The sequence below is a fragment of the Peribacillus sp. FSL M8-0224 genome (genome assembly GCF_038003055.1).
Lineage (GTDB): Bacteria > Bacillota > Bacilli > Bacillales > DSM-1321 > Peribacillus > Peribacillus frigoritolerans.
On record NZ_JBBOOJ010000001.1, the window covers coordinates 4,083,145 to 4,105,034 of the forward strand.

Annotated in this window: 18 protein-coding genes; 2 read left to right on the forward strand and 16 right to left on the reverse strand. The window is 37.9% G+C overall.

What is annotated here, in order from left to right; all coding sequences use genetic code 11:
• Positions 1 to 511 precede the first annotated feature (511 nt).
• The 14 genes from MKX49_RS19635 to MKX49_RS19700 all read right to left on the reverse strand — a co-directional run bounded on the left by MKX49_RS19635 (position 512) and on the right by MKX49_RS19700 (position 17,389).
• Positions 512 to 1,918, reverse strand: a complete 1,407-nt coding sequence (locus MKX49_RS19635; protein ID WP_330501566.1) for an ATP-dependent helicase — start codon at positions 1,916 to 1,918, stop codon at positions 512 to 514.
• A gap of 16 nt (positions 1,919 to 1,934) precedes the next feature.
• Positions 1,935 to 2,129 (reverse strand): hypothetical protein, encoded by a 195-nt coding sequence (locus MKX49_RS19640; protein ID WP_330501567.1) that lies wholly within the window; start codon positions 2,127 to 2,129, stop codon positions 1,935 to 1,937.
• A complete protein-coding gene (locus MKX49_RS19645; RefSeq protein ID WP_340877440.1) occupies positions 2,126 to 4,828 on the reverse strand; it encodes a hypothetical protein in 2,703 nt (900 codons plus the stop codon). The genes MKX49_RS19640 and MKX49_RS19645 overlap by 4 nt, the downstream gene beginning before the upstream one ends.
• A gap of 19 nt (positions 4,829 to 4,847) precedes the next feature.
• Entirely contained in the window at positions 4,848 to 7,907 is a 3,060-nt protein-coding gene (locus tag MKX49_RS19650) for a UvrD-helicase domain-containing protein (RefSeq protein ID WP_340877441.1), read from the reverse strand.
• 542 nt (positions 7,908 to 8,449) lie between these two features.
• Entirely contained in the window at positions 8,450 to 9,580 is a 1,131-nt protein-coding gene (locus MKX49_RS19655; RefSeq protein ID WP_330501570.1) for an HNH endonuclease, read from the reverse strand.
• A gap of 78 nt (positions 9,581 to 9,658) precedes the next feature.
• A complete protein-coding gene (locus MKX49_RS19660; protein ID WP_340877443.1) occupies positions 9,659 to 10,114 on the reverse strand; it encodes an SMI1/KNR4 family protein in 456 nt (151 codons plus the stop codon).
• Positions 10,115 to 10,226: 112 nt separating this feature from the next.
• A complete protein-coding gene (locus MKX49_RS19665; protein WP_340877444.1) occupies positions 10,227 to 10,841 on the reverse strand; it encodes an SMI1/KNR4 family protein in 615 nt (204 codons plus the stop codon).
• A gap of 94 nt (positions 10,842 to 10,935) precedes the next feature.
• The gene (locus tag MKX49_RS19670; protein ID WP_340877445.1) at positions 10,936 to 11,469 is read right to left on the reverse strand and encodes an ankyrin repeat domain-containing protein; all 534 of its coding nucleotides are present in this window, start codon (positions 11,467 to 11,469) and stop codon (positions 10,936 to 10,938) included.
• 401 nt (positions 11,470 to 11,870) lie between these two features.
• Positions 11,871 to 12,308 carry an SMI1/KNR4 family protein gene (locus MKX49_RS19675; RefSeq protein WP_048687740.1) on the reverse strand — a complete coding sequence of 146 codons (438 nt, stop codon included), beginning with the start codon at positions 12,306 to 12,308 and terminating at the stop codon, positions 11,871 to 11,873.
• A gap of 18 nt (positions 12,309 to 12,326) precedes the next feature.
• The gene (locus tag MKX49_RS19680) at positions 12,327 to 14,123 is read right to left on the reverse strand and encodes a T7SS effector LXG polymorphic toxin (protein WP_340877446.1); all 1,797 of its coding nucleotides are present in this window, start codon (positions 14,121 to 14,123) and stop codon (positions 12,327 to 12,329) included.
• Positions 14,124 to 14,402: 279 nt separating this feature from the next.
• Positions 14,403 to 15,230, reverse strand: a complete 828-nt coding sequence (locus tag MKX49_RS19685) for a MetQ/NlpA family ABC transporter substrate-binding protein (RefSeq protein WP_063594653.1) — start codon at positions 15,228 to 15,230, stop codon at positions 14,403 to 14,405.
• Positions 15,231 to 15,248: 18 nt separating this feature from the next.
• Positions 15,249 to 15,911: a methionine ABC transporter permease gene (locus MKX49_RS19690; protein WP_340877447.1), complete on the reverse strand. Its 663-nt coding sequence runs from the start codon at positions 15,909 to 15,911 to the stop codon at positions 15,249 to 15,251.
• Positions 15,904 to 16,653, reverse strand: a complete 750-nt coding sequence (locus MKX49_RS19695; RefSeq protein WP_340877448.1) for a methionine ABC transporter ATP-binding protein — start codon at positions 16,651 to 16,653, stop codon at positions 15,904 to 15,906. Before MKX49_RS19695 ends, MKX49_RS19690 begins: the two co-directional genes overlap by 8 nt.
• 223 nt (positions 16,654 to 16,876) lie before the next feature.
• Entirely contained in the window at positions 16,877 to 17,389 is a 513-nt protein-coding gene (locus MKX49_RS19700) for a helix-turn-helix domain-containing protein (protein ID WP_340877449.1), read from the reverse strand.
• 163 nt (positions 17,390 to 17,552) lie between these two features.
• Here MKX49_RS19700 and MKX49_RS19705 point away from each other — a divergent pair, with 163 nt between their 5' ends.
• A complete protein-coding gene (locus tag MKX49_RS19705; RefSeq protein ID WP_340877451.1) occupies positions 17,553 to 18,851 on the forward strand; it encodes an MFS transporter in 1,299 nt (432 codons plus the stop codon).
• A gap of 34 nt (positions 18,852 to 18,885) precedes the next feature.
• Entirely contained in the window at positions 18,886 to 19,869 is a 984-nt protein-coding gene (locus MKX49_RS19710) for an ornithine cyclodeaminase family protein (protein WP_340877452.1), read from the forward strand.
• A 210-nt stretch (positions 19,870 to 20,079) separates the two neighbouring features.
• On the opposite strand, the gene MKX49_RS19715 is transcribed toward MKX49_RS19710, so the two are convergent.
• Both MKX49_RS19715 and MKX49_RS19720 read right to left on the reverse strand, forming a co-directional pair.
• Complete coding sequence (locus MKX49_RS19715) at positions 20,080 to 21,075, reverse strand: hypothetical protein (protein WP_340877453.1); 996 nt, start codon at positions 21,073 to 21,075, stop codon at positions 20,080 to 20,082.
• Entirely contained in the window at positions 21,002 to 21,679 is a 678-nt protein-coding gene (locus MKX49_RS19720) for a cell surface protein (protein WP_340877454.1), read from the reverse strand. The genes MKX49_RS19715 and MKX49_RS19720 overlap by 74 nt, the downstream gene beginning before the upstream one ends.
• Positions 21,680 to 21,890 lie beyond the last annotated feature (211 nt).

Genomic DNA, 21,890 nt, shown 5'->3' on the forward strand with positions numbered 1-21,890 from the left:
TCAGTATAATAAAGTAAAAGCGGCTTTAAAGAAATTTAAGCACACGCACAATTAGTTCAATAAGAAATGATATTTACTATTTCTTATTCATATTTCGAAAGGAGTAGATATCATTAAGCAATTTAAATAGTTCTCAACTCTTGGATAAATTGTACATCCATTGGGTTTCATAATATAGATAGACTAAAATTCATTTCTTTTACAAATCGCTTTAAAAACAAGTAAAAGTTCATACAGAAAATGTTTTAAAAAAATGGAGTGATGAGGATTTCTCATTTTTCTCTTTTTTATCCATACGTTTTGCAAAACTGTTCAAGGTTTAATTTGTAAGCAATTTTTATTGAAGATTTATCTGGGATAAAAAGGATTATTTAAATATGTCATAGATTCATTTGTATACTAATCATTTCTGTCTTTTATCCAAACATAAAACCCCGGCAAGTTTCCGGGGCATTGCTTATAAAAGAAAGAATCATGATTCCTTATTATCCCAGTCCAACCTATTAGTTCCTTAAATTTTATGCTTTATGTATAAATTAGAATCAATCTCCTTCAGCAGTGAGGAGGGTTGGTCATAATAATAGAGCTGTAAATACGTTTTGGCACGTGTAATCGATACATAGAGAAGACGGCGTTCGACTTCCATGTATTCCTCATCCTGAAGTTCTTTATCACCATTATCCTCAAATAAATCTAAGATAATAACGTAATCAAATTCCAAACCCTTTGCGGAGTGGAAAGTTGTAAGTTTAACCCCGGGAGTATGGACATCACCTTGTTCCTTTTTAATAAACTCATGTGGAATCGATTCAGCTTGCAATCCATAGTAAAGCCTATTGATACTTTTCCAGCCCCTTGAAAGAACTCCAATAGTTTTATCAGGATTCTCCTGCAAAAAGGTTTTTATTGTGGTTACAATTGCGGCATCTTGTTTTTCTTTTGAATCACATTGAAATACATCTGGCACAGGACCGGTGTATTCCGGTAAAATTGTGGCAACATATTCCTCGTCCTTGACAATAGAATCATGTAATTGCAGACTATGAGCCATTTGAATAATCTGTTTCGTCGACCGGAAGGAGTTTTGTAAAATTTTCGTTCTTCCTCCAAGTATATTAATACCAATTTCTTTCCATGAAAAAGACGTCTTGTAAATCTTCTGCCCCTTATCCGCGGCAACAACAAATCCTTTTTTGGCAATGGACCGTAACAGCATCAGCTGTACTTGTTGTAAATCCTGACCTTCATCAATCATGACTTGATCAAACTTAAATGTATCCTTTATCTTTTCCTTATTTTCCAGTAACGTCAACGCAAAGTCATCATAATCCATTTTTCTTGCGTTTCTCTTCACCCTCTCGTACTCTTCGAAAATACCATAAATAACCTTTCGATCCAGTTTCGTCACCCTAATTGAACTGCCTCGTCCGGCACGTGATACAGTTTGGTATTCTATTAGATTCTTAATCCCTTTCCCTTTAATCCATGAAATCTCCTCGCCTAAGAATTCACCGAATTTCTCTTCAATGACAAAACGATGCTTGGATTCCTTTCTAATAATAGCCATGGCATTTTTCAAGTATTCCTTTTGATCTCTTGTGCTTGTAACAATCAACCTACTTCTTTTCAATGCATCACGCAATGCTCCATATGCCCAGCCATGAAAGGTATAGACAAATAAATTATTCGGTCCAATTTGCTCAGCAATCTTCTTAGCATATTGACTTAACGTTTTATTATAGGTAAAAAGGCCAATCCTAACGGATGGATCCTTTTCAATCATTTTCCGTGCTTTCCTAAGTAGCACAGTTGTTTTACCGCTCCCGGCGATCCCCTTTAGTAATAATTCCTCGCCTTCATAATTGACGACTTCCTCCTGTTTATCCGTTAACTGGTGTTCGATTGCAACTGCAGTCATGATCTTCTCTCCCTTTTTACCAATCTTCATCATCATCTTCATCATCTGCATAGATATCGTCCAATGCAGACGGGACGGGATTGCTTTTTTCTATTGTTTTTTTTACGATGGCCAGATTTTCACCGAGATTCTCTTCAAGCTTTGCTCTATCGATTTTCTGTTTACGAATACGCCACTCTTTGGCCAGGATTCCCCATATTGTGGTCGTCATTTAGTCCGCTTCCTTTCTGCATCATCGATTGGATGAAATGCCTCAGGACAAATTTGGGTATGCGGGCAATAGCGGCATTTACCACTCGGGGTTGCTTCCATTTGGATTGGAAATTCTTGCAGTTGTCTTTCGAATTCCGTTCTCAAAGTTGGAATGACGATGCCAGGCTGGTTATAAAGATGTCCGATTTCGGCTGCAACCGCTTTGCTTTCTTCGTCAGCCTTACTATTTTGAAGAACAGGAAAGAGAAACAACTTGCGCAAATCACTAAACTTTTCTTCTATTCCGTATGGCGTATATCCCCCATAGTTCTTTTTCGCCCAATAACGGTACTTTAGATTTCCTTCGGCAATCAAATTCAATTTGAATTCATCCCAATATGGGAAAAATTTAAACACTTCTTCCTTGATTTTTTCATCACTGAGATTCGGCAACAAAGCACCGATTGATTTCAAGAGGTTGCCAAAAAGAAATTCATGGACAAATTCATTTTGAAATGGCCCGGAACTGCCTGATAAATAACTATAATAAAATCTCCGCGGGCAGAACATGAATTCTGCTAAAGCATCAATCGGATAAGCCAAAAAGGAATCCAACTCCTGCTTCGTGATTTCCCTCTCAAACTTTACATCAAGCAATTCATCTTGCATAACTACATCCTCACTGTTTGGTTCCAAGTTCAGCTGGCTCAAATAGATAGCCTTATCCAGGTTCTTTTTATCCTCCAATTGAACCATCCACGACAATTCAAGTTTCTCAGAGAATTGAAGAAGATTATAAACCAAGTATCTCGTAATCTCCTTCACACAGTCATTCCGTAAAACCAGAAAAGACAGGGGGATATTTCTTTTAGCGACATCATGAAAGACCTGGTCACTTAATGGCCATGGAAGTTTGAACTCAGAATAAGGAAGACTGTTTTCATCAAGTCCTGTCACATGAGTGATACCATTTTTCTTGAAAGCTTCCCCATCAATTTCAATGAAAGGCCGAATTAACTCTTCATCTTGATGATCCTTTTTTAAATGCCCCGATAAATACAGACTAATAGCAGTACTAATATCATTGACATGAAAAGCTCCGATATCGGGAGTTGTTTGTAGTGTTTTCCTAAGCTGAGCAATCAAGACTCTTTCTTCATTTGAAATTTCATGCTCAAGGTACGGATTGGATGCTTCGAGCAATTGACGAAGTTTCGTAAAATGATCAGAAAGTGATATCCTCTTATTTCCAGCGCCAAACAGGTCGTCCGAAACTTTAAGAATCAAGTCTATAAAACGCGATATTTGAAGAACATCCTCTTTTGCTGTTGCAAACTGGGAAAACATCGCAAATGGACTAGACATCCTTTTTTGAAAAGAATCATCTTCTTCCTGTTGAAATATTGGAACAACATTTTCAAGTATAGTGAGCAAATGTTTTACTCTTTTAGTCCATGATTCTTTTGTTACGCACCCTTTGAAAAATGGAAGTACATCTTGAAGAACCTTTGTGTAATCCTTCGCATTGTTCCTCGTTTCCTTATCATGCAACCACCCCGAGGCAAAGCATTCAAAGAGACCATTCTCCGTCAAAATAAGGCTCTCCTCTTCCTCACTCCACATTTGATGGAGTTGATAAAGATACTGCCCAATCGGAAACCCAAGAAAATGCCTTTTAGCTTTGAATAGCTCTGGATAATATTCCTGTAAACGATCATTCAAGGAATCTGCATTTGGAGCAAGATATGTTTTATGAACCTCGGTTTTTGATTTTTCAAGATTGCTTTCATAATCTTGAAGGAAGTCATAGAAATCCTGAAAATCCTTGACCTTTAAATATTCCGGTTTTTGATAGTTTTCGACTAGTTCTCCATCAAAATCACTTATGAACTTATCGGCTATGGTTCTTTCTAGTCTCGTGCACTTCTCAATTTCCCACTGGTTTTTATCTATCCAGCCATGTCTACCATTTATGAATTTTCCAATAAAAGAAAACGTTTCTGGATAACGGTCATCATAAAGATTCAAAAAGACGATGTTCACTCCGGCATTTTTTAATAATGAAAATACTCGTTGCTGTTCTGGTGTCATAAAGTAGAATCCATGCAGGACAATCCTTTCATAACTGACCGAATGGTTAATCTTATTAAAAACGGTCTCATCCTCTGTATAGGAATTCTCAATTATCTCTTTGATAATTTTGTTCCAACGATTATTTAATGTGCTCTTCAGACCAAAAGTAGAAAGCTTTCTTACTTCCTTGATGGATGCGTTCTTTTCAAAATTTCTCCAAATAGTTAAAAATACTTCCTCCTTCGGCGAAAGTATGAGCTCTTTTGAGTCTAAATCAGCAGGTGTCACTCCTGATAATTCCATCATTCTTATGGTTTCAAGCACCTCGATTTGATTGCGCCGAAAGGATGAAAGGTAGTTGCCTTCTAATATACCTTCATTTTGGATGATATCTGATAGATGTAAATATTGTTTAAGTTTAACTTCAGAGCTGTACCAATCGCCTAGCAAACACTCAATCAATTGAATTGAACTCACAATAGGTGCTGTGATAAACGGCTCGTCCTGATCTTTTTGATATCTTTCATACACCCCATCCCTCATGTTTTTGGTTGCACATACATGAAGGACATCGGTATAGGGCTTAAAACCATCAAATTGATCAAGTTTTTTAGGATTGCTATAGGTCATCACTTTACAATTCATACTTAGCTGAACTCCCCTCCTAATACCCCATGTCCAATTGCATGGACCAGGTATCATCCATTTGTTTACTTGGTAGGAAAATAACCAGTCTTTCCCGGGACCTTGTCATCGCGACATATAGCAATCGCGTTTCCTCTTTGACAATTTCCATTGTTTCAGCATCATTAAAACCCTCATAAAAACTGTTTTCAAGTTTATGATTCTTCACAAACCAGCCGACCGTTTTCTTTTCATCATCAAATAAAATTTCATCCCATTCAAAATGGAAAGGTTGCTCTGTGAAAGGCATAATGACCGTATGATATTCCAAACCTTTTGATTTGTGCACGGTGACGATTTCGACTACGTCCTTTGCGTCCATAGTTTCGACGCGAGGTTCATCTTCTTCACGATTGCTTTTTATGTTGATTCCCAGCCACGAGTGAAGAGCGTAAAGTGTCGCATTCGTACTGTCAAATTGCTGGTGAAGCAGATTCATCAAATGATTCAGGTTGGATTGATATTTCCGAACATCAAATTTCGCCTTCTCTCTTTCTCTCTCTGATGGCATTCCCTCGAATAATACGAGTTTTTTAGAATATAGAGTCTGAAAAACATCCGGGGTCATGAAATTCCGAATCACTGCAAATACAGGCTTGACCCTTAATTGCTGGACATGGATTTCAAAATCTTTTTGAAACCAAGTATTCTCTCGTAAATACCTTAGGATTTGATTATTATCCCCCTTGAATTGCACCAATTCGTCTACCAGCACCTCGTTTTTAAAGAATGGAGTGGCCAATGCATTCAGTACACTTTTCGCATCATTCGGATAGAGTAGAGCGCCTACTAAACGATAAAAGTCCTTAACCGCCTCGCTATTATAAAAGGTCCCTCCTACATTCATTTCCGCTGCAATGCCGTGCTCATCCAGCCATTCATATACACGCTTCGCTTGGTTGTTCGTCCTAACAAGCAAAGAAATCTTCCTTTGCTTTGATTCATGTATCTGATTTTTTATGAGCTCTTGAGCATTCTCCACTTCATTCAGTACTTTGCCTTTTAGCTCATCAGCCCATTTATTGTACTTTCTCACACGGAATTCATTCATTCCAAAGGTCGAATCTTCATTTCCAATCAAGTGATCTTTTTCTTTGTATGTCAACTCGCCTCGCTTACCCCAATTTTTAAAATAGCGATGCAGTTTTTCCAACAGTGTCTTGGAGGTCCGGTAATTGATTCGAAGCGGTTCATCGATGAATGGTTCGTCAACATTTTCCTTCAGTTGAGTAAAAGCCGTATAATCCGCCCCCCTGAAACGATAGATTGACTGTTTGATGTCTCCAACAACAAATAATTTTGCTTTGATCATCTTATTAATTTGGGCAACAAGCTTGATTTGAACATCATCGCTGTCCTGAAATTCATCAACAAACAAGTATTTAAACTGATATGGTAGTTCTTTTAGCGTTTCAGGATTTTCCGAACTGATTTCATTAATTTTCCGCACAAGATCGCCGATTGTAATAGCGTTTTCACGCTTTTTCACTTGATTAAAGATTTCTTCACAACGTGGGAATGCATAAGTAAACAGGTCATTTAGCTTTTCAAAAGGTTCATCTGGGAAGTCGCCCTCCCGCCACTCCAAGCCGGAAATTTGTTTTTCACTAAGCCCTTTTCTTTCCATTTCATCCCAGAAAGACTCCACGATTTTCACAAGTTCATAATGTTGGAAATTTCCAAGCCCCAGCTTTTCAATAGGTCTGCCAGCTACAAATTCATTTAAAATCGCACTGATGATTTCCCTACGTTTGACCTTATAGCCTTTAAGCTGTACATTGCGACCAAAACCATGGATGAAACCAAGTTCCTGAATCAGCGACTTCGCAAATGAATGTATGGTGCTGATGTTCATTTCTCGCAGTTCCTCAGCATACTGCAGGTATCTTGGCTGTCTAGTTACCTGTTGCCTGAGTACCAATTCTTGCTTCAAGCGATGCTTCATCTCCTGAGCAGACTCTCTCGTAAAAGTAATCATCACAATATCCTTCAGGGAAACCCCTGGAACCATCGCAAGTAAATACATGATACGCTGTATCATGACCGTGGTTTTCCCTGTACCCGCACCAGCAGAAATGGCTAAATTTGCCTCTACTGGTGAATGCTCAACCTTATATTGTCCTTTATTAAAGTGTGGAAATTTATCCAGCCACTCACTCATAAATGCCTCATCAACTCCGATTCCATCGACAACCTTAATTGGTTCTTCCAATTCATAAGGATCATCGGACGAGACATATTGAAACAAAAGTGTTTTTTCGAATTTTTGATAGAACGGGCTAGGGAACCATTCTGATTTCTTTTTAAAACAAGAAAGAATAATCACTTTAACTCCTTTTTCTAAAAGCGGTTCAAATAATCGCATATCCTGAAGGAGCTTCATCTCTGTGGAAGCGATGTATAAAAGTGAATATTTCGGTCCCTCCTCCACCTCAGGACTCCCAGGTAACTTCTCTCCATGAATCAATTCCGTTAGGCCCGTCCATTCGTTATCCTTTAGTGGGATGCCGGTCCGGTAAAGGAAAGCAGATGTTACTTTCTCGAGTAGGCCTTTCTCATTGGAAAGGTCCTCCTTGAATAAGATGGGGGGATTGCTTGGAAGACGATTAAAGCCACGTTCCGCCCACTCTTCCTTAGTTATATATGGAAGGGATACCAAAATCCTCTTTGAAAGCTTGTTCGCTAATCCTTCTTTTTCATTAACCCAATCCATCAAACTATGCATTTGATCTTCAGCCTGCTGGTACGGATTTCCTTCTTCCGTATAAAAATTTTGATAAATCCATTTATGTCCTTGTATTCCAACGATTTGATCAATCGTGATTCCTTTTACTTCGATAATCGTTACCCCTAATTTCTTATCTAACAGCAAGACGTCTGGTTCCTTCCTTCCAGAGAAATCGTCCGAGAAGATGGGATAGTTCCAATAACCTATACATTCTCTATCATTGAAAGCAGCTTTAAGGGCATCCCATACGATTTCTTCCGCATTGCTGCCTTTCTTTTTTCTCATAAAGGTAGAAATAAATAGTCCAGCCAAAACTTTCACCTTCTTTAGTCATTTTTTCCTATTTTTCCATTTATCATTATAGCAAAAAAGTAGATAATTGTAAGCAAACCCTTAAAATTTCAATAAAACATCCTATTGCTTTTATACCGAACATCAATATAAGAAAATTTTTTTATCAGATACTTAATACTTTTTTTAAAATAATACTTCTTCCCAATTAGAAATAAATGTTTCATAGCTTCAACCAATATGTCTAAAGGCTTATTTATAGTAGTCATTTTTTACTTCTAACCACCAATTATAGTTGACGTGAACTTTTAGTCCTTCAAAAGCAAGGTGACACAATAGCGTTTTAATTTCCAAACTCATTTTTAACATTTATTATGGACAAATAACCCCTTCTTATTTAAGAGGGGGCTTGGTCAAAGGATATAGATGCTATTAAAAAACACGTGAACTTTCCTTATATAAAAGGGCAAGATGAGAAAACATATACAAGATTACTGACTAATAGAAAAAATAGATTGGATACAGTTGAAATACCTATATAAGCTTATAGAAGATTTCCTATTTTATTTCTTCTTAAATACTTCGTCTCTGTGCCATTTCATATATTCCAATTGCATTGGATCGAGTTCGATTTTATTGTCGATATTCAGTCTTAGCAACTCACTATTCAAACTGCTTACTAGATGAGAAATAACCATGTTTCCCTCATCATCAAAGCTTATATATCCACCATCAAACGCAGCATCGTGGGTAGGGCATAATAGGAGGCCGTTATGAGAATCTATGCGTTCATAATCGTTGCAGTATCTCCACGGCTTTATATGACTTGCAATCAATAATTGTGGCATGTTCATTCCGCATACTTTACATACAGGAGAATTATTCAGTAAATTTTCCCGAAATTTTCCTTGCGTCAATCTTACTTTACGAAGATATTGCTTTTCACTTGGCAATGTAACATCGTACGTATTATCGATTGTTTTCTTATTCTTACTATCTAAAGGAGTTAAACGTTCAGGTCCATTTTCAATGAAATTATTCCATTCCTTCGGTGCATAATGATTAGTGCTTATATTTTTTCCTTTTAATTCCGCTAACCACTTTCTACTCACACCTTCTGGTCCAATGTTTATCATGGTGAAATGCGCTTTATAATTTTGGAACTGATTCGTTCCTTCTCCACCCGTGGTTAATTCAAGTACATCACTAAGTGCCTTTCCTTTGATTCCAGGGACTGCTACTCCTAAAAATTCCACATTAAAACCAACACCTGTAGATTTAAAAACGAATATAGGAGGGATATCTTTCCTTGATTCAGGAGAACTGTAGGCTTTTTCAAAGATATCTTTAAGGAGCATGTTTCCATTTTGTTTAGTCTTCAGATAATCTCCTGGGACTCGATTATCCCCATAATAAATAAAAGTTCCTGTTTCTTCATAAAATGTATCAGGCCATTCCTCTTCTTTTCCTGTAGTGAAAATTACAACATACGCTATTTCACTTGTAGACTTTCCATCAATTTCTTTGTTTGATTTCCTGAATCCCCCTCTATTTCCGACACTTTTTATATATCCTTCAACTTTAAATAATTTTGTTAGCGGATCATCCGCAGCGGGATTCCTTTTGGAACCACCTTCATAAATCGAATTGATTAGTAATGGTGCGGAACTAAGTTCTTCATATTTAAATCGCATTATATCTCTCCTAGTAATCTCTCAGTTCATTTCTTACTTTATAACAAAGCTAGATCAACAACCTATTTATACCATTTTTCACCAATCTTCTTCATCTTCATCCCAGTTTTCTTTTGCCTCTTCAAGACTTTCGATCAAATAGTCTGGGAAATTATCAGCTGCGGTAAAACCATATCCCTCTTGGTTATCCCACATAATAACTGGACATTCTCCATTTTTCATTTTATTAGTATCGAGGCAATAGGCAAATTCATCAATATCTTCTATAACCACAAGTCCATCTATTAAATCATAATACTTTTGATGACCTCTGGTAGCATCTACTACTGCTGGACCCGTATAACCATATCCAATTATTCTCACTCCAAAGAGTCCACCAAAACCATAGTTTCTTAAAAACCACTTGTAACTTTCCGGTAATGAGACCTGTAGTTTTAGTTCAGTTTCTCTAACTTTTTCATCACTTACTCCACCTGTAAAATCATCATCTTTTCCATACCGCTTAATAAATTCCTGTAAAGCTGAATATTTCACCAAAATCACCTACTAATCTTGAATTTTTAAAAGTCCTTTCAATTATATGGTTGGTGCTATCCAGCGAAAAGGTAAACATAATAATACTGTTAACCAATTTAATGCGAACAATTTAATCATCTAATAATTCATCATCTAGCCACAGCTCTACTTCATCAACATCAATATTCTCAGTTTCATTAATTATTTCTAATCCACTTAAAAAACCTAAGAATGTTTCCGATAAAAGATGTATATTTTCCCAATATGAGTTAACATCACCTGAAGCAACTTCTATTCTTACCATTATTTTAGCTTCACGTTCATTTTTATGGTCCCAGAAGTAAACTTTACCCATGAAGCTTTCCTTTACTCCTATGCAAATTAAATTTCCTCCCGGGCTTTTTCCAATTGGAATCATACAATCTGGCATCCGATTTAAATAACTTTCGATTTGGTCGAATAAATTATTTTCACTAGATAATCCATAAAAACCTTCAAATACTTGAGTACCCTCCTTAGTTGTCCAAGGTGATGTCTCAATCGGTTTATATGTTACCTCATTTTCAAAAAAAGTTTCATCATAGTTAAGAAGAAACTCCCTATAATCTTTTGGAATGTTAATATCATACATAGTTTCTATTTTCTTAATCAGATTTTCTCTCCAACTTAAAGTAAAGACTGCTTGTTTTTTAATATTTAAGGTGTTTAATTTATTTTCTATTTGATCTTTATAATTGTTACCCAAAAATTCAAAACCCTCCTCTTAAACCTGATGCAGCACAAATGTGTGCTATCCAGTTTTCCGCCTAATTTTGACTATTACACCCTTTTGGCTTTCATTAATTTTTCATACACTCACTTGAAGACCGCTTTAGATCCATTTTCTCCTTTAAATACTCAGCAATTTCTGTTTGCCCTCTTTCAATGGCAAATGTATAAGCATCCATATCTTTCATGTTGTCACCAGAGTATTTTATAGATATATCTATATTATTCTCAACTAACAATTTAACAATCTCAAAATGACCACCATATATTGCAGCAAACAGTGGATTTCTATCTGGTTCACTAGTATCTATCTCAACATTCTGTTTAATGAGATATTCGGCAATATCTAAATGCCCTTTTGTAGCTGCTCTTTCAAGGGCATTTGTAGAAAAAGTTCCACCCTGTGCATTAGTATCGATCCCGGCATTAATAAGATATTCTATTATTTCTACATGCCCATGAGCTGCTGCGATATGTAACCATGTACCAAAGGGAGTTACCCATGTTAACATTTCTGGTTCTTTCTCGAGTAAATCTCTTACCGTATCCGTTTGGCCACTTTTTATCGCACCTCTAATGTCTTTCGAAATTTGAGTTTTATCCATTTAGTTTCTCCTTTATTTCCAACGTCTTCTAGAATATCAATAGTATCATCTAAGTCTGAACCCGCCGTAAAGACTGCTTTCAATTGATTTTTAAAATTATCTAAAGATTTAATATTATGTTTTCCTTTAATTAAAATTCAAAAAATAAAACAAAAAGCACCTGTTGCCTCAAAGACAATCAAATGCTTTATCGTTAGCTATATAAAGTAATTCATTACAAATCTTATCTTTAAACCAACGAGCTTGCTTAAATCGTAGGTTTAAAGTTTGTTCCTTGTAACGATAATTCGTAAACTTAAAATGTCATCTCGCCTAGCTATCTTTCGCAATTGTCATAACTTATATTGTTAAAAACTCTAGGTTTGCTCAAAACGGATAAATGTAGCTTCCCATTAGTATCATTATTTAGATAAATATAGGTTATTAAAGAACTCATCAAAACTATCTGCAAGGATAAACATATTGCCCATTTCTTCCTCTGGTTCTATATCATGAATCCAAAAATAGATCTTTCCTTGGTATTCTCCACTAACTCCTAATAAAATTTCATTCCCTCCTGGGTCATTAGCAATTGAAATAAAATCTTCCGGTATTTCTCCTTCTAAAACCTCAAAAACTTTAGATAAATTACTCTTCATATCTCCAATTCCATAAAACTTATTAACTAAACTTTCTCCTTCATCATCAGATATTTTGAAGTTAGATTCTTCAGGATATCCCCCATTGTATTCTAGTAGAAAATCAACATATTGATTAGGTAGCGTAACATCGTACTCTTGTTCAAATTGTTTTATATCTTGTAGGGAAATCTTTGGATTTTTGCTACTCATTTTTGTCATATTCGCACTCCTCTAATCTTACTTATTTTTTCCATTAACTTTAGATTGACCACCAATGTGTCTAAACTCTCTATGAATATCTTCATCTACTAGCATCATCGTTTTTCCATCTTGATGATGATGCCATGTATACCCTTCTGGTGGTTTCCTAATATCAATTATTGGAGGATCAGTATCTTTACTAAGTTTAGCCGCTATATTTGCATTTTCAAAGTCTTTTGGATTATTCTTAGGCGAATGTACCTCGATTTTAACCGGCTCAACATTTGGATGTACATAGGGTGTAAAATCAGGATAACCATTTGGATAACTTACTGATATTCCAGACTTGTTAATATAAGTCCAAGTGCCGTTATCATCGATAGAGATTTTCCCGCCCTTTTTATACCACTTTTCAGGTATAGGAGAGTTCATTGGTTTAGTCCTCAAAATCTCTTTAGTGACATCTTCTACATTTAACCTACCCTTACCACTAATTTCCGACTCCACTTTCGCCATTGAAATTAACTGTTCTTTTAATCCAGTACCATTAACCACATTATAAGGTACTCCCCCTGCCAACGACAGTTGGTTTTTTGGATTGTATGGCAATAGGTTAGGGATAGAGACCATTTCTTTTGCTTTCGTAACGCCTTTTACTGCAGCGGCTTTTGTAGTGGCTACCCCAGTCTTCGCTACCGCACCTGCGCCTTTTGTTCCTACTACTGATGTGACGACTGTTCCGAGGGCATAAGTTACCCAATGAGACCGCGAATAGGCATCTCCATTTACCATATCCCGTTCATATGAGTCGGAGATGGATTTGGATATATATTTATAGGTTTGAATCGGGTGCATGATCGAGTTTGCCACACCTTCAACCGTTTCCCCGGGATCTGTGACGAAGTCCCAAACTCCTGTCACAAAGTCTTTACCTACATCATACAGGCCTACGCCGATTCCTTTTGCGATGTCTGCGGTTTGCTTGGATGCTTCTAGCTGCATGACATATTGCTGCTGGGTGGGCGCTAAGTTTTCGTACCCGATCTGCTTGGCGATTTTGAGGAACTCATCTGGATCTGTTACATGATCGAGTTGTGCCTTCAAGTCTTTGATCCGGCGATTCTCTGCTTCCTCTTTCTTAACCTTGAGATATTGCGCGGTTTCTTTTTTCCTTACTTCCAGGTTTTTATAGGCTTCACTACTTTTATAAGCCGCTGCATTAAAATAGAGAGGGGATACTACTCCTCCCCTTGTACTGGATACTTTCAATTGCTCCATGAGTGCCGTCACTGCCGCTTGGTCCGCTTCGGATTTAGCGTATTCAGTCGTCCACTTATGATCGATTTCGTTTACTTTGTCTATCGTTTCGGTCCGTTTTGTTTCAGCCTTCTCGATATTTTCAAAGAACGCATCATCGGAAAAAGGCTCTAACTGAATGATATCATCAATTCCAGCTAATATTTTTTTCAGATCGTTTTTCTGGGCTGTGACCATTTCCTTGGAATTTCGAGTCGCATTTGTCAGCTCTTCCTCTAAAAAAGGGACCGTAACTACGGTTTCACTAAGGTTCGCTTCGATTGTATCTCCTTGAATTCCACTTAAAAAGGCAACATGCCGATTGATCAGACGCAGCCAAGAATCCACGACATCGATCTGTGCTTTGTAAAACCCTTTGATGGCCTCTGCTCCTTGCCCCTGCAGCTCATCATCCAAATGAACAATACTCTCAAATCCTTTTTTTAATTCTGTGAGCTGTTCTTTCAGGTCCTTATATTGTCCGACACGCGTTTGTATGGCAGAAACTAGTGTTTGAGATTCGTAGATCATCGACATAATGGAAAGTCCTTTCAACTTCTTTTCTTATTCATTTCTATGTAATATTTTTATTCACTGTAAAATTATGGACTAAATATATTTTAGAAGAGTTTCTATATTTATTCAAGAAATGAAGGGACTTTTTATTAAACGGATTTATAGTATAAAGAAGGTAGGATATTAGAATATTTCTTTATGCTTTGTAATTTTCCAGGAGCCACAAAATTTGCAAAGTTAAACTGAAACGTAAATAAGGGCTATTCCTGTTGAAGGAATAGCCCTTTCTTTGTATCAAAATTAAAATGCCGGAATGGCCGTTTCACTATATTTCTCTTCTAAAAATTTGCGTACCTCCGGGCTTGTCATGGCCTTGGCCAACTTTTGGACTGGCTCAGAATCCACGTTATCCTTGCGTGCCACTAATGTAATCGCAAAGTCATTTTCAACACCTTCTGTGAGAAGGGCGTCATTTTTTGGTGTCAAACCAAGCGGTGCAGCGTAAGCAGGTGTTATCACGATCGCATCTGCTTCGTCATACGTTCTCGCTAGCATTAATAAATCCACTTCTTTGAACTTATAGTTTTTAGGGTTCTCCGTGATATCAGACATTGTATAGTATGGACCCTTTTTTTCCTTTAAAGTGATAACTTTATGCTGTGCCAGCAAGGCCAATGAACGATCGATATTCGACACATCATTTGCAATGGCAATAACGGCACCCTCTGGCAATTTATCCATTGAATCGTATTCTTTGGAGTACACCCCATAATTGGCAAAATAAATGGGTTTCACCGGTACTAGCTCGGCATTTTTGTTTCGATTGAATTCCTCCATATATGGAACGTGTTGGAAGAAGTTCACATCCACTTCTTTTGCCGCTAGTGCGGTGTTAGGCTGCACATTATCACTTAATACAACCATTTCCAGGTTAATGCCCTCCTCTGCCAGCTTTGGTTTAACAAGCTCAAGGATTTCCGTCATTGGGGGAATGAGTGAGGCCACTTTCAATGTAACCTCTTCCTTCTCCTGATTCTGCGCATTTTCTTTCTCTTTTACTTCATTCGTCTTTCCACATCCTACTAAAAACAACATAATTGCTGCCATGAGAAAGAGTATTTTTTTCATGATGTTTCCCTCCATTATTTATCTTTTATCAATCATTCCGGCTATTGCTGTTCCAATGAATTGGATAAGCTGTACTAGAATAATCATAATGATAATCATATAAATCATTAGCTCTGTTTTAAACTGCTGGTAGCCATACCTGATGGCAAAGTCGCCGATACCGCCGCCTCCGACCACTCCCATGATCGTTGAATAGGAAATAAAGCTGATAATCGATGTTGTGAGTCCGAGGACTAGCCCTGAACGAGCCTCCACGTAAAGAAATTTAAATATGACACCCTTAACGGAAGCCCCCATGGAAATGGCTGCCTCGATCACACCCTTTGGCACGTCCATTAAAGATTGCTCGACCAATCGCGAATAATGGGCAATGGCGATGATCGCTAATGGAACGCAAGCAGCTGCTGTACCAATGGCTGTGCCGATTATGAGCCTTGTAAACGGGATTAAAAAAACAACCAATAATAAAAATGGGAATGAACGAATAATATTCACAAGTAAATTTAAAATTGAGAAAGCCCACGGATTTTCAAGCAAATGACCCTTCCTAAAAAGAAATAGCAAGGTCCCGACAGGCAATCCAATCAAAATCGCAGCTAAAATGGACACACCAACCATCGTAATGGTTTCTCCAATTGACTGCCAAATTTCTGCCTCATATTGAACTAAAATCTCAGGCATGGCCCAGCCCACCATTCTCTGCTAATTGTTCGATAAAGTATTCTGGACGATTATCCTTTTTTTGAATCCCGGTTGGTTCGATTATGACCGTGTCATAAATCTCTCCCTCTGCCATGATCGATACACGATTGCATATACTTTTAATGACATCCAGCTCATGACTAACAATGACTATCGTCACACCGAAGCGTTTGTTTATGTTTTCTAGCACATCTAATATTTCAGCGGTTGTATTTGGATCAAGGGAAGAGGTCGGTTCATCACATAATAACACTTGCGGGTTATTTGCCAATGCCCTTGCAATGGCAACACGCTGCTTTTGTCCCCCGCTTAATTGTGCAGGATATCTCTCCATCTTACCCTCCAATCCGACAAATTGGAGACACTCTACAACACGGCTCCGACGTTCCTTCTTTGGATAATTTGCCAGCTCTAAAGAGGCTGCCACATTGTCATATACCGTTTTATTTGCCACAAGATTAAAATGCTGAAAGATCATGCCAATCGACTTCCGTGCCCCTCGAAGTGCTTTATTGCTCAATGTTGTCAACCTTTGGCCGTTTACCTCCACTTCACCCGCATTTGGGGTCTCCAACAAATTCATTAACCGCAGCAACGTTGATTTCCCTGCTCCGCTTGCTCCGATTATTCCATGAATTTCACCTTTAGGTATTGTTAAAGTAACAGACTTAATAGCCTGAAATTGTGAAAAATTTTTACTCACTTGATCCAGGTTAATCATAAAATCCCACTTTCTATTTGTTGAAAGGTAAGCATACCGCTCCTCATTATCGTTTCATCAAAGAAACACAACTCATTCTATCAACTAATGAGGACCTAATGCAAAGACACAAATTAACAGTTAGAAAGGATAGATGAACAGTGAGGAATCCCTGTTTACATCTATCCTTTTGTACGACATGTTTCGTTAACTGGATATACTTTTATTCCACAGCACCGTGACGTTATTTCGACGACACCACCAAAAACCGGACATTTTGATCCGAGAAGTTAAACCAGTAATGGGCTTTTCTAGCATCGAACATGAACGACTGCTGTTCATGGAGTTCCATTCTTTCTCCTTCTATTTCCACGGTTAACTTCCCTTCGATAACGAATAAGAATTCATGTCCGCTATGAGAAAAGGCGCTTCCTTTATTTTCACCTGGCTTTAAGGTGACGAGAATAGGCGAAAAAACAGCATCACGAATGCCGCTGGATAAATTCTGATAGTGAAATTGTTCATGATTATAATCTGAATTTTCTTGGGAGCGGTCCTCTGAAAAAAAGAAACTTGGGCTGACATCCAATGTATCAGCGATTTTTTTTAATGACTCTAATGTGACGCTTGATTTACCCCGTTCTACTTGTGATAAAAAGCTGATCGAAACGCCTGTTTGTTCAGCAAGGCTCTTTAATGTTAGTTTTCGCTCTTTCCTCAATGATTTCATTTTTTCCCCGATTGAATCAAAAGGCATAGAGATGCCCCCTTTTTTACATAGTATCTAGCTTCATTATACAGTACAAATTTTGATGAATGTTCTGTCATTAATAAATTAATTGACAGAAAATTATAAATTATTTACAATAAAGGAAATAATAAATTGAAGTGACACTTCAATTTTAACGGGGTGACTCATGATGGAGAAGAAACAAATGCGGCGAATATTAGTCGCGAGTTTAGTCGGAAGTTCGATTGAGTGGTTTGACTATTTTTTATATGGGACCGTTTCAGCTCTCGTGTTTAATCAGCTATTCTTCGTGAATGAGGATCCGACAATAGGGCTGTTGCTTTCCTATGCATCCTTTGCGTTAGCATTCTTCATCCGTCCCTTTGGCGGAGTGATCTTCAGCCATATTGGCGATCGTATCGGGAGAAAGAAAACCCTTGTTTTAACACTTAGTTTAATGGGTGTCGCAACATTTGGGATGGGTCTTCTTCCTACGTATCAAGCTGTTGGGATTTGGGCGCCGATTTTATTAATCACGCTGCGCTTAGTACAAGGTCTGGGAATTGGCGGTGAATGGGGAGGCGCGCTTTTATTGGCCGTTGAATATGCTCCCGCTGAGAAACGGGGCTTGTTCGGGGCCATTCCTCAGATGGGTGTTACGATAGGAATGCTGCTTGGAACCGTTGCCTTATCTATTATGACACTGCTTCCTGAAAACGCATTCATGACTTGGGGATGGCGTATCCCATTCATTTTTAGTGCTCTGCTAGTATTTTTCGGCCTATGGATTCGTAAAGGAATTGATGAAACACCGTCTTTCAAGAAAGTGAAGGAATCGGGAGAAGTTCCAAAGCTGCCGATTGTGGAAACTCTTAAGAATTATTGGCGTGAAGTGCTTATCGCCGTCGGAGCCAAAGTGGTAGAAACAGCTCCATTTTATATTTTCAGCACGTTTGTCGTATCATATGCTACTGCAAATCTCGGTTTCTCCCGGACAGCTACATTAACTGCAGTCATGATTGCGACAATTATAACGACGATTTTAATACCTATCATGGGGAATTTATCTGATAAGATTGGCCGCAAAAAGCTGTTTATAGGCGGAACGATTGGGATGGCACTGTTTGCATTCCCATACTTCTGGCTGCTGGAGCAAAAATCGGTACTGCTATTAATTGTTGCAACAGTGATAGGTTTAGGGGTTATTTGGGCCCCCATCACAGCTGTTCTTGGAACGATGTTCTCGGAAATTTTCGATGCAAAGATCCGTTATACCGGCATCACGCTTGGCTATCAAATCGGAGCAGCTCTGGCAGGAGGAACAGCGCCGCTAGTTGCAACGGCTTTACTTAATAGATTTAATAACTCCTATGTTCCTGTCGCCCTTTATATTATTTTTGCATCTGTCCTTTCCCTAGCGGCGATATGGGCAGTTAAGGATCGCAGCAATCAGAAATTAGACGAAACGCATAATACTAGTGCCATGTAATCTATGGATTTTTCACTTCAAGGAGGACAATTGAATGTTGGTAATAAGCGAGAAGGAAATTCAACAATCATATGGAATGAAAGACGCAATAGCGGATATAAAGGCCGTATTACGTGCTCACGGTGCTCAACGAATAGACAACCCTCATCGCACAGTTCTTGATTTTCCTCAACACGAGGCATCGGCCCTTTACATGCCAAGCGCTGATTTATCTGAAGAAGTTTCGGCAGTCAAAGTTGTTACGATTTTTCCAAAGAATCCTTCAAGGGGGATGGCAACCACACAAGGAGTCATCTTGCTGTCAGATGCAGAAAATGGCGAACACTTAGCATTGTTGAATGCCTCCTATTTAACACGTCTCAGAACGGGGGCATTGAGCGGCATTGCCACAGACTTTCTTGCTCGTAAAGACGCCCGGGTCCTCACGATCATCGGAACAGGGGCCATGGGATTTGAACAAGCAATTGGTGTGTTAGCCGTAAGGGACATTGAGCGTATTTTATTAGTAAATCGTACACCAGAGAAAGCGCAGAATTTCGGTGAAAAGCTGCGGGCATTCGGAGTAACCGTTCCATTTGAAGTTTGCGAAGATGTTTCAGCAGCTGTTCGCCAAGCAGATATAATTTGCTGTGCAACCCGCTCGAACGAGCCTGTATTTAATGGGCAGAATGTAAAGCCGGGCACACACATTAACGGGGTCGGGTCTTACTTGCCGGATATGAAAGAAGTGGATCATACCACGGTATCTCGCGCTGCTAAAATTATCGTCGACGATTTGGCGGGCGTGAAGGCTGAAGCAGGAGAACTCATTTATGCAGCCGATCAGGGAAATTGGTCGTTTAATGATATACACGGGGAGCTTTATGAACTTGTCATGCGGACCAAAACAGGCAGGGAAAATGAAGAGGAAATTACCTTCTTTAAATCCGTCGGTGCCGCTTACTTTGACCTCGCTGTGGCAAAAGGCGTTTACCGCCAATCGAAAGAACGGAACATCGGGATGGAGATCGAGGTATAGCAGAAGCTGCGGTCTATTATTTGAGTTAAATCCAGAAGAAACTCATGATATCGTATTCTTTTCCAACTACTTCATTAATTAGCTTCGTCGGTTATTTGGCATTGAAAAAATAAAAACGATGGATCGTTAATCATTAAAATAGCCGCCTAGACTTGGTGATGTTCACCAAGTCTAGGCGGCTCTATTAAATATACAGAAATCTTTAATTACTTAACTTACGCCAGAATCATTTCCAAGTATTTTCTCTAATAATCCCATCTGACTAACTGTTTCAATATCATTTTTAAAATTTTGTAAACTAGCTTTATATTCATCGTATTCTAAATCTTTGGAGTAGCCAATACATACGTTTAATATACTGTTTAGTTTTTCAGCAGAACCACTTATAAAATAGGTCGTGAGTATTTTATTATTTGTGCTTGCAAGTACTACAATTGTTGCCATGTCCAGTGCATATTCTATGTCTGTATTTGAAATCTTTCTATTCTTTTTCTTAGGGTATTTAAATTCATAGCTTTTAATAGAATGAATTTTTCCTTTGAGTAATTCTAGTATCGTTTTATTATAGATTAAATATACTCTTTTAATTAGCTTCATTTCTGGAGCATAAGGATCTGCCAGTATATATTTTATACGTTCATCTTCTTTAGGAATCTCTATTCCCTCTAAATCATGCTCTAATATGTAAGCTACTTCCTCAATTCTTTTAGGAGGGAATAACTTTGCGAAGTTTTTTTTCCCATAGAATACTTCCTTTATAATCAAATTTGATAAATTCCCAGAGCTTACTTCCTCCGTAGAATGAGTGAGTATCATATTCATGAGGATGATAATGTGCAAATGTACGGTTTCCTTTACCATCAGTATGTGCTGAATCAAACCTATATCGTCCAGTTGGTGAGCACCTTTTGCTATACTGAGTGCATTTAATGAGCCAATACTCCAAGTATCTAATCCACTTTTTAATCTTGAAATTGCTTTCGATTTAGACCTACCTGGACCAACCCATAATGCAACCCATAATGCCTTAGAGTTTGAAGTTCTCATTGCTTCATAATGCACATACCTCTCATTTTTTGTGTTATCATTAGCTACCTTACCTGCTACCCATAATGCACCTGCTTTTAAATTTTTATTGCTCATCATCAAATTCAGATTCTGAACGGTCTCTATCTGTAGGTATTTCATTTTCATATGCATTTTCATACGCAGAAACTACCTCTGTGGCTTCCTCGTTCAAAGAAGCTTTACCTTTTTCCATTTTTTCACTAGTCACATCTCGCTTAATACCCTCAACGTATTCATTCGAATTTGGACCTGATACTAATAATGAACCATCATCTTGTGCATACGCTAAAAACACATATGATTTTCCTTCCTCCGGTAATGTATCATCTTCATACAAAACAACAGAAGAGCCATCTTCATTTATCCCTCCAGCCTTTTGAATAGGTATGGAAGTATCTGTTACTAGATCACCCTTTATATTTTGCAGGACAGTAACTTGGTAATTTGTATACGGTGTTGAAACCTCTTTAGCACCGTCACTAGTTTCAATTGTTACAGGATCTTTGTATAGAGTATCAACATCTTCATCGACTCGGCCTAAAAAAACGTAATCTGCATCACCTACAGTTTCATTTGGATCATCCACATCTACAGCAAAAGTACCATCCATTTGAATTACCTTTAGATTTTTTTTATCCTCCGAATTTACATCCTTCTTGGAATTAGAACAAGCTGAAACTATCAAAGAAAGACTAACTATAAATAATAGTGAAGCAAGTAACCGAACTTTTTTCTTTACCATTTTTTCATCCCTCCTCTTCCTGTTAGTATTTCTTATGAGCAGCCGTATAGATGCTCTATCATAATGTTATAATAACCATAAATTCAGATTGATAGGTCCCAAAATTGAATTCACGATTTTCACATATGGAATCGTTTCTCCTTCGTTTCTGTGACCCACGTTATACCTTTCTTGCCACAAATAAAATAACCTGACAGTACCAAGGGTTGAA

What these genes read in the sequence shown, in the direction of transcription:
- MKX49_RS19715 (WP_340877453.1), bottom strand. Translation starts at nt 21,075, where the DNA reads ATGAAAATGCATATGAAAATGAAATACCTACAGATAGAGACCGTTCAG.
- MKX49_RS19635 (WP_330501566.1), bottom strand. Translation starts at nt 1,918, where the DNA reads ATGACTGCAGTTGCAATCGAACACCAGTTAACGGATAAACAGGAGGAA.
- MKX49_RS19655 (WP_330501570.1), bottom strand. Translation starts at nt 9,580, where the DNA reads ATGCGATTTAAATATGAAGAACTTAGTTCCGCACCATTACTAATCAAT.
- MKX49_RS19705 (WP_340877451.1), top strand. Translation starts at nt 17,553, where the DNA reads ATGGAGAAGAAACAAATGCGGCGAATATTAGTCGCGAGTTTAGTCGGA.
- MKX49_RS19675 (WP_048687740.1), bottom strand. Translation starts at nt 12,308, where the DNA reads ATGACAAAAATGAGTAGCAAAAATCCAAAGATTTCCCTACAAGATATA.
- MKX49_RS19720 (WP_340877454.1), bottom strand. Translation starts at nt 21,679, where the DNA reads ATGGTAAAGAAAAAAGTTCGGTTACTTGCTTCACTATTATTTATAGTT.
- MKX49_RS19685 (WP_063594653.1), bottom strand. Translation starts at nt 15,230, where the DNA reads ATGAAAAAAATACTCTTTCTCATGGCAGCAATTATGTTGTTTTTAGTA.
- MKX49_RS19700 (WP_340877449.1), bottom strand. Translation starts at nt 17,389, where the DNA reads ATGCCTTTTGATTCAATCGGGGAAAAAATGAAATCATTGAGGAAAGAG.
- MKX49_RS19710 (WP_340877452.1), top strand. Translation starts at nt 18,886, where the DNA reads ATGTTGGTAATAAGCGAGAAGGAAATTCAACAATCATATGGAATGAAA.
- MKX49_RS19640 (WP_330501567.1), bottom strand. Translation starts at nt 2,129, where the DNA reads ATGACGACCACAATATGGGGAATCCTGGCCAAAGAGTGGCGTATTCGT.
- MKX49_RS19695 (WP_340877448.1), bottom strand. Translation starts at nt 16,653, where the DNA reads ATGATTAACCTGGATCAAGTGAGTAAAAATTTTTCACAATTTCAGGCT.
- MKX49_RS19645 (WP_340877440.1), bottom strand. Translation starts at nt 4,828, where the DNA reads ATGAATTGTAAAGTGATGACCTATAGCAATCCTAAAAAACTTGATCAA.
- MKX49_RS19680 (WP_340877446.1), bottom strand. Translation starts at nt 14,123, where the DNA reads ATGTCGATGATCTACGAATCTCAAACACTAGTTTCTGCCATACAAACG.
- MKX49_RS19690 (WP_340877447.1), bottom strand. Translation starts at nt 15,911, where the DNA reads ATGCCTGAGATTTTAGTTCAATATGAGGCAGAAATTTGGCAGTCAATT.
- MKX49_RS19670 (WP_340877445.1), bottom strand. Translation starts at nt 11,469, where the DNA reads ATGGATAAAACTCAAATTTCGAAAGACATTAGAGGTGCGATAAAAAGT.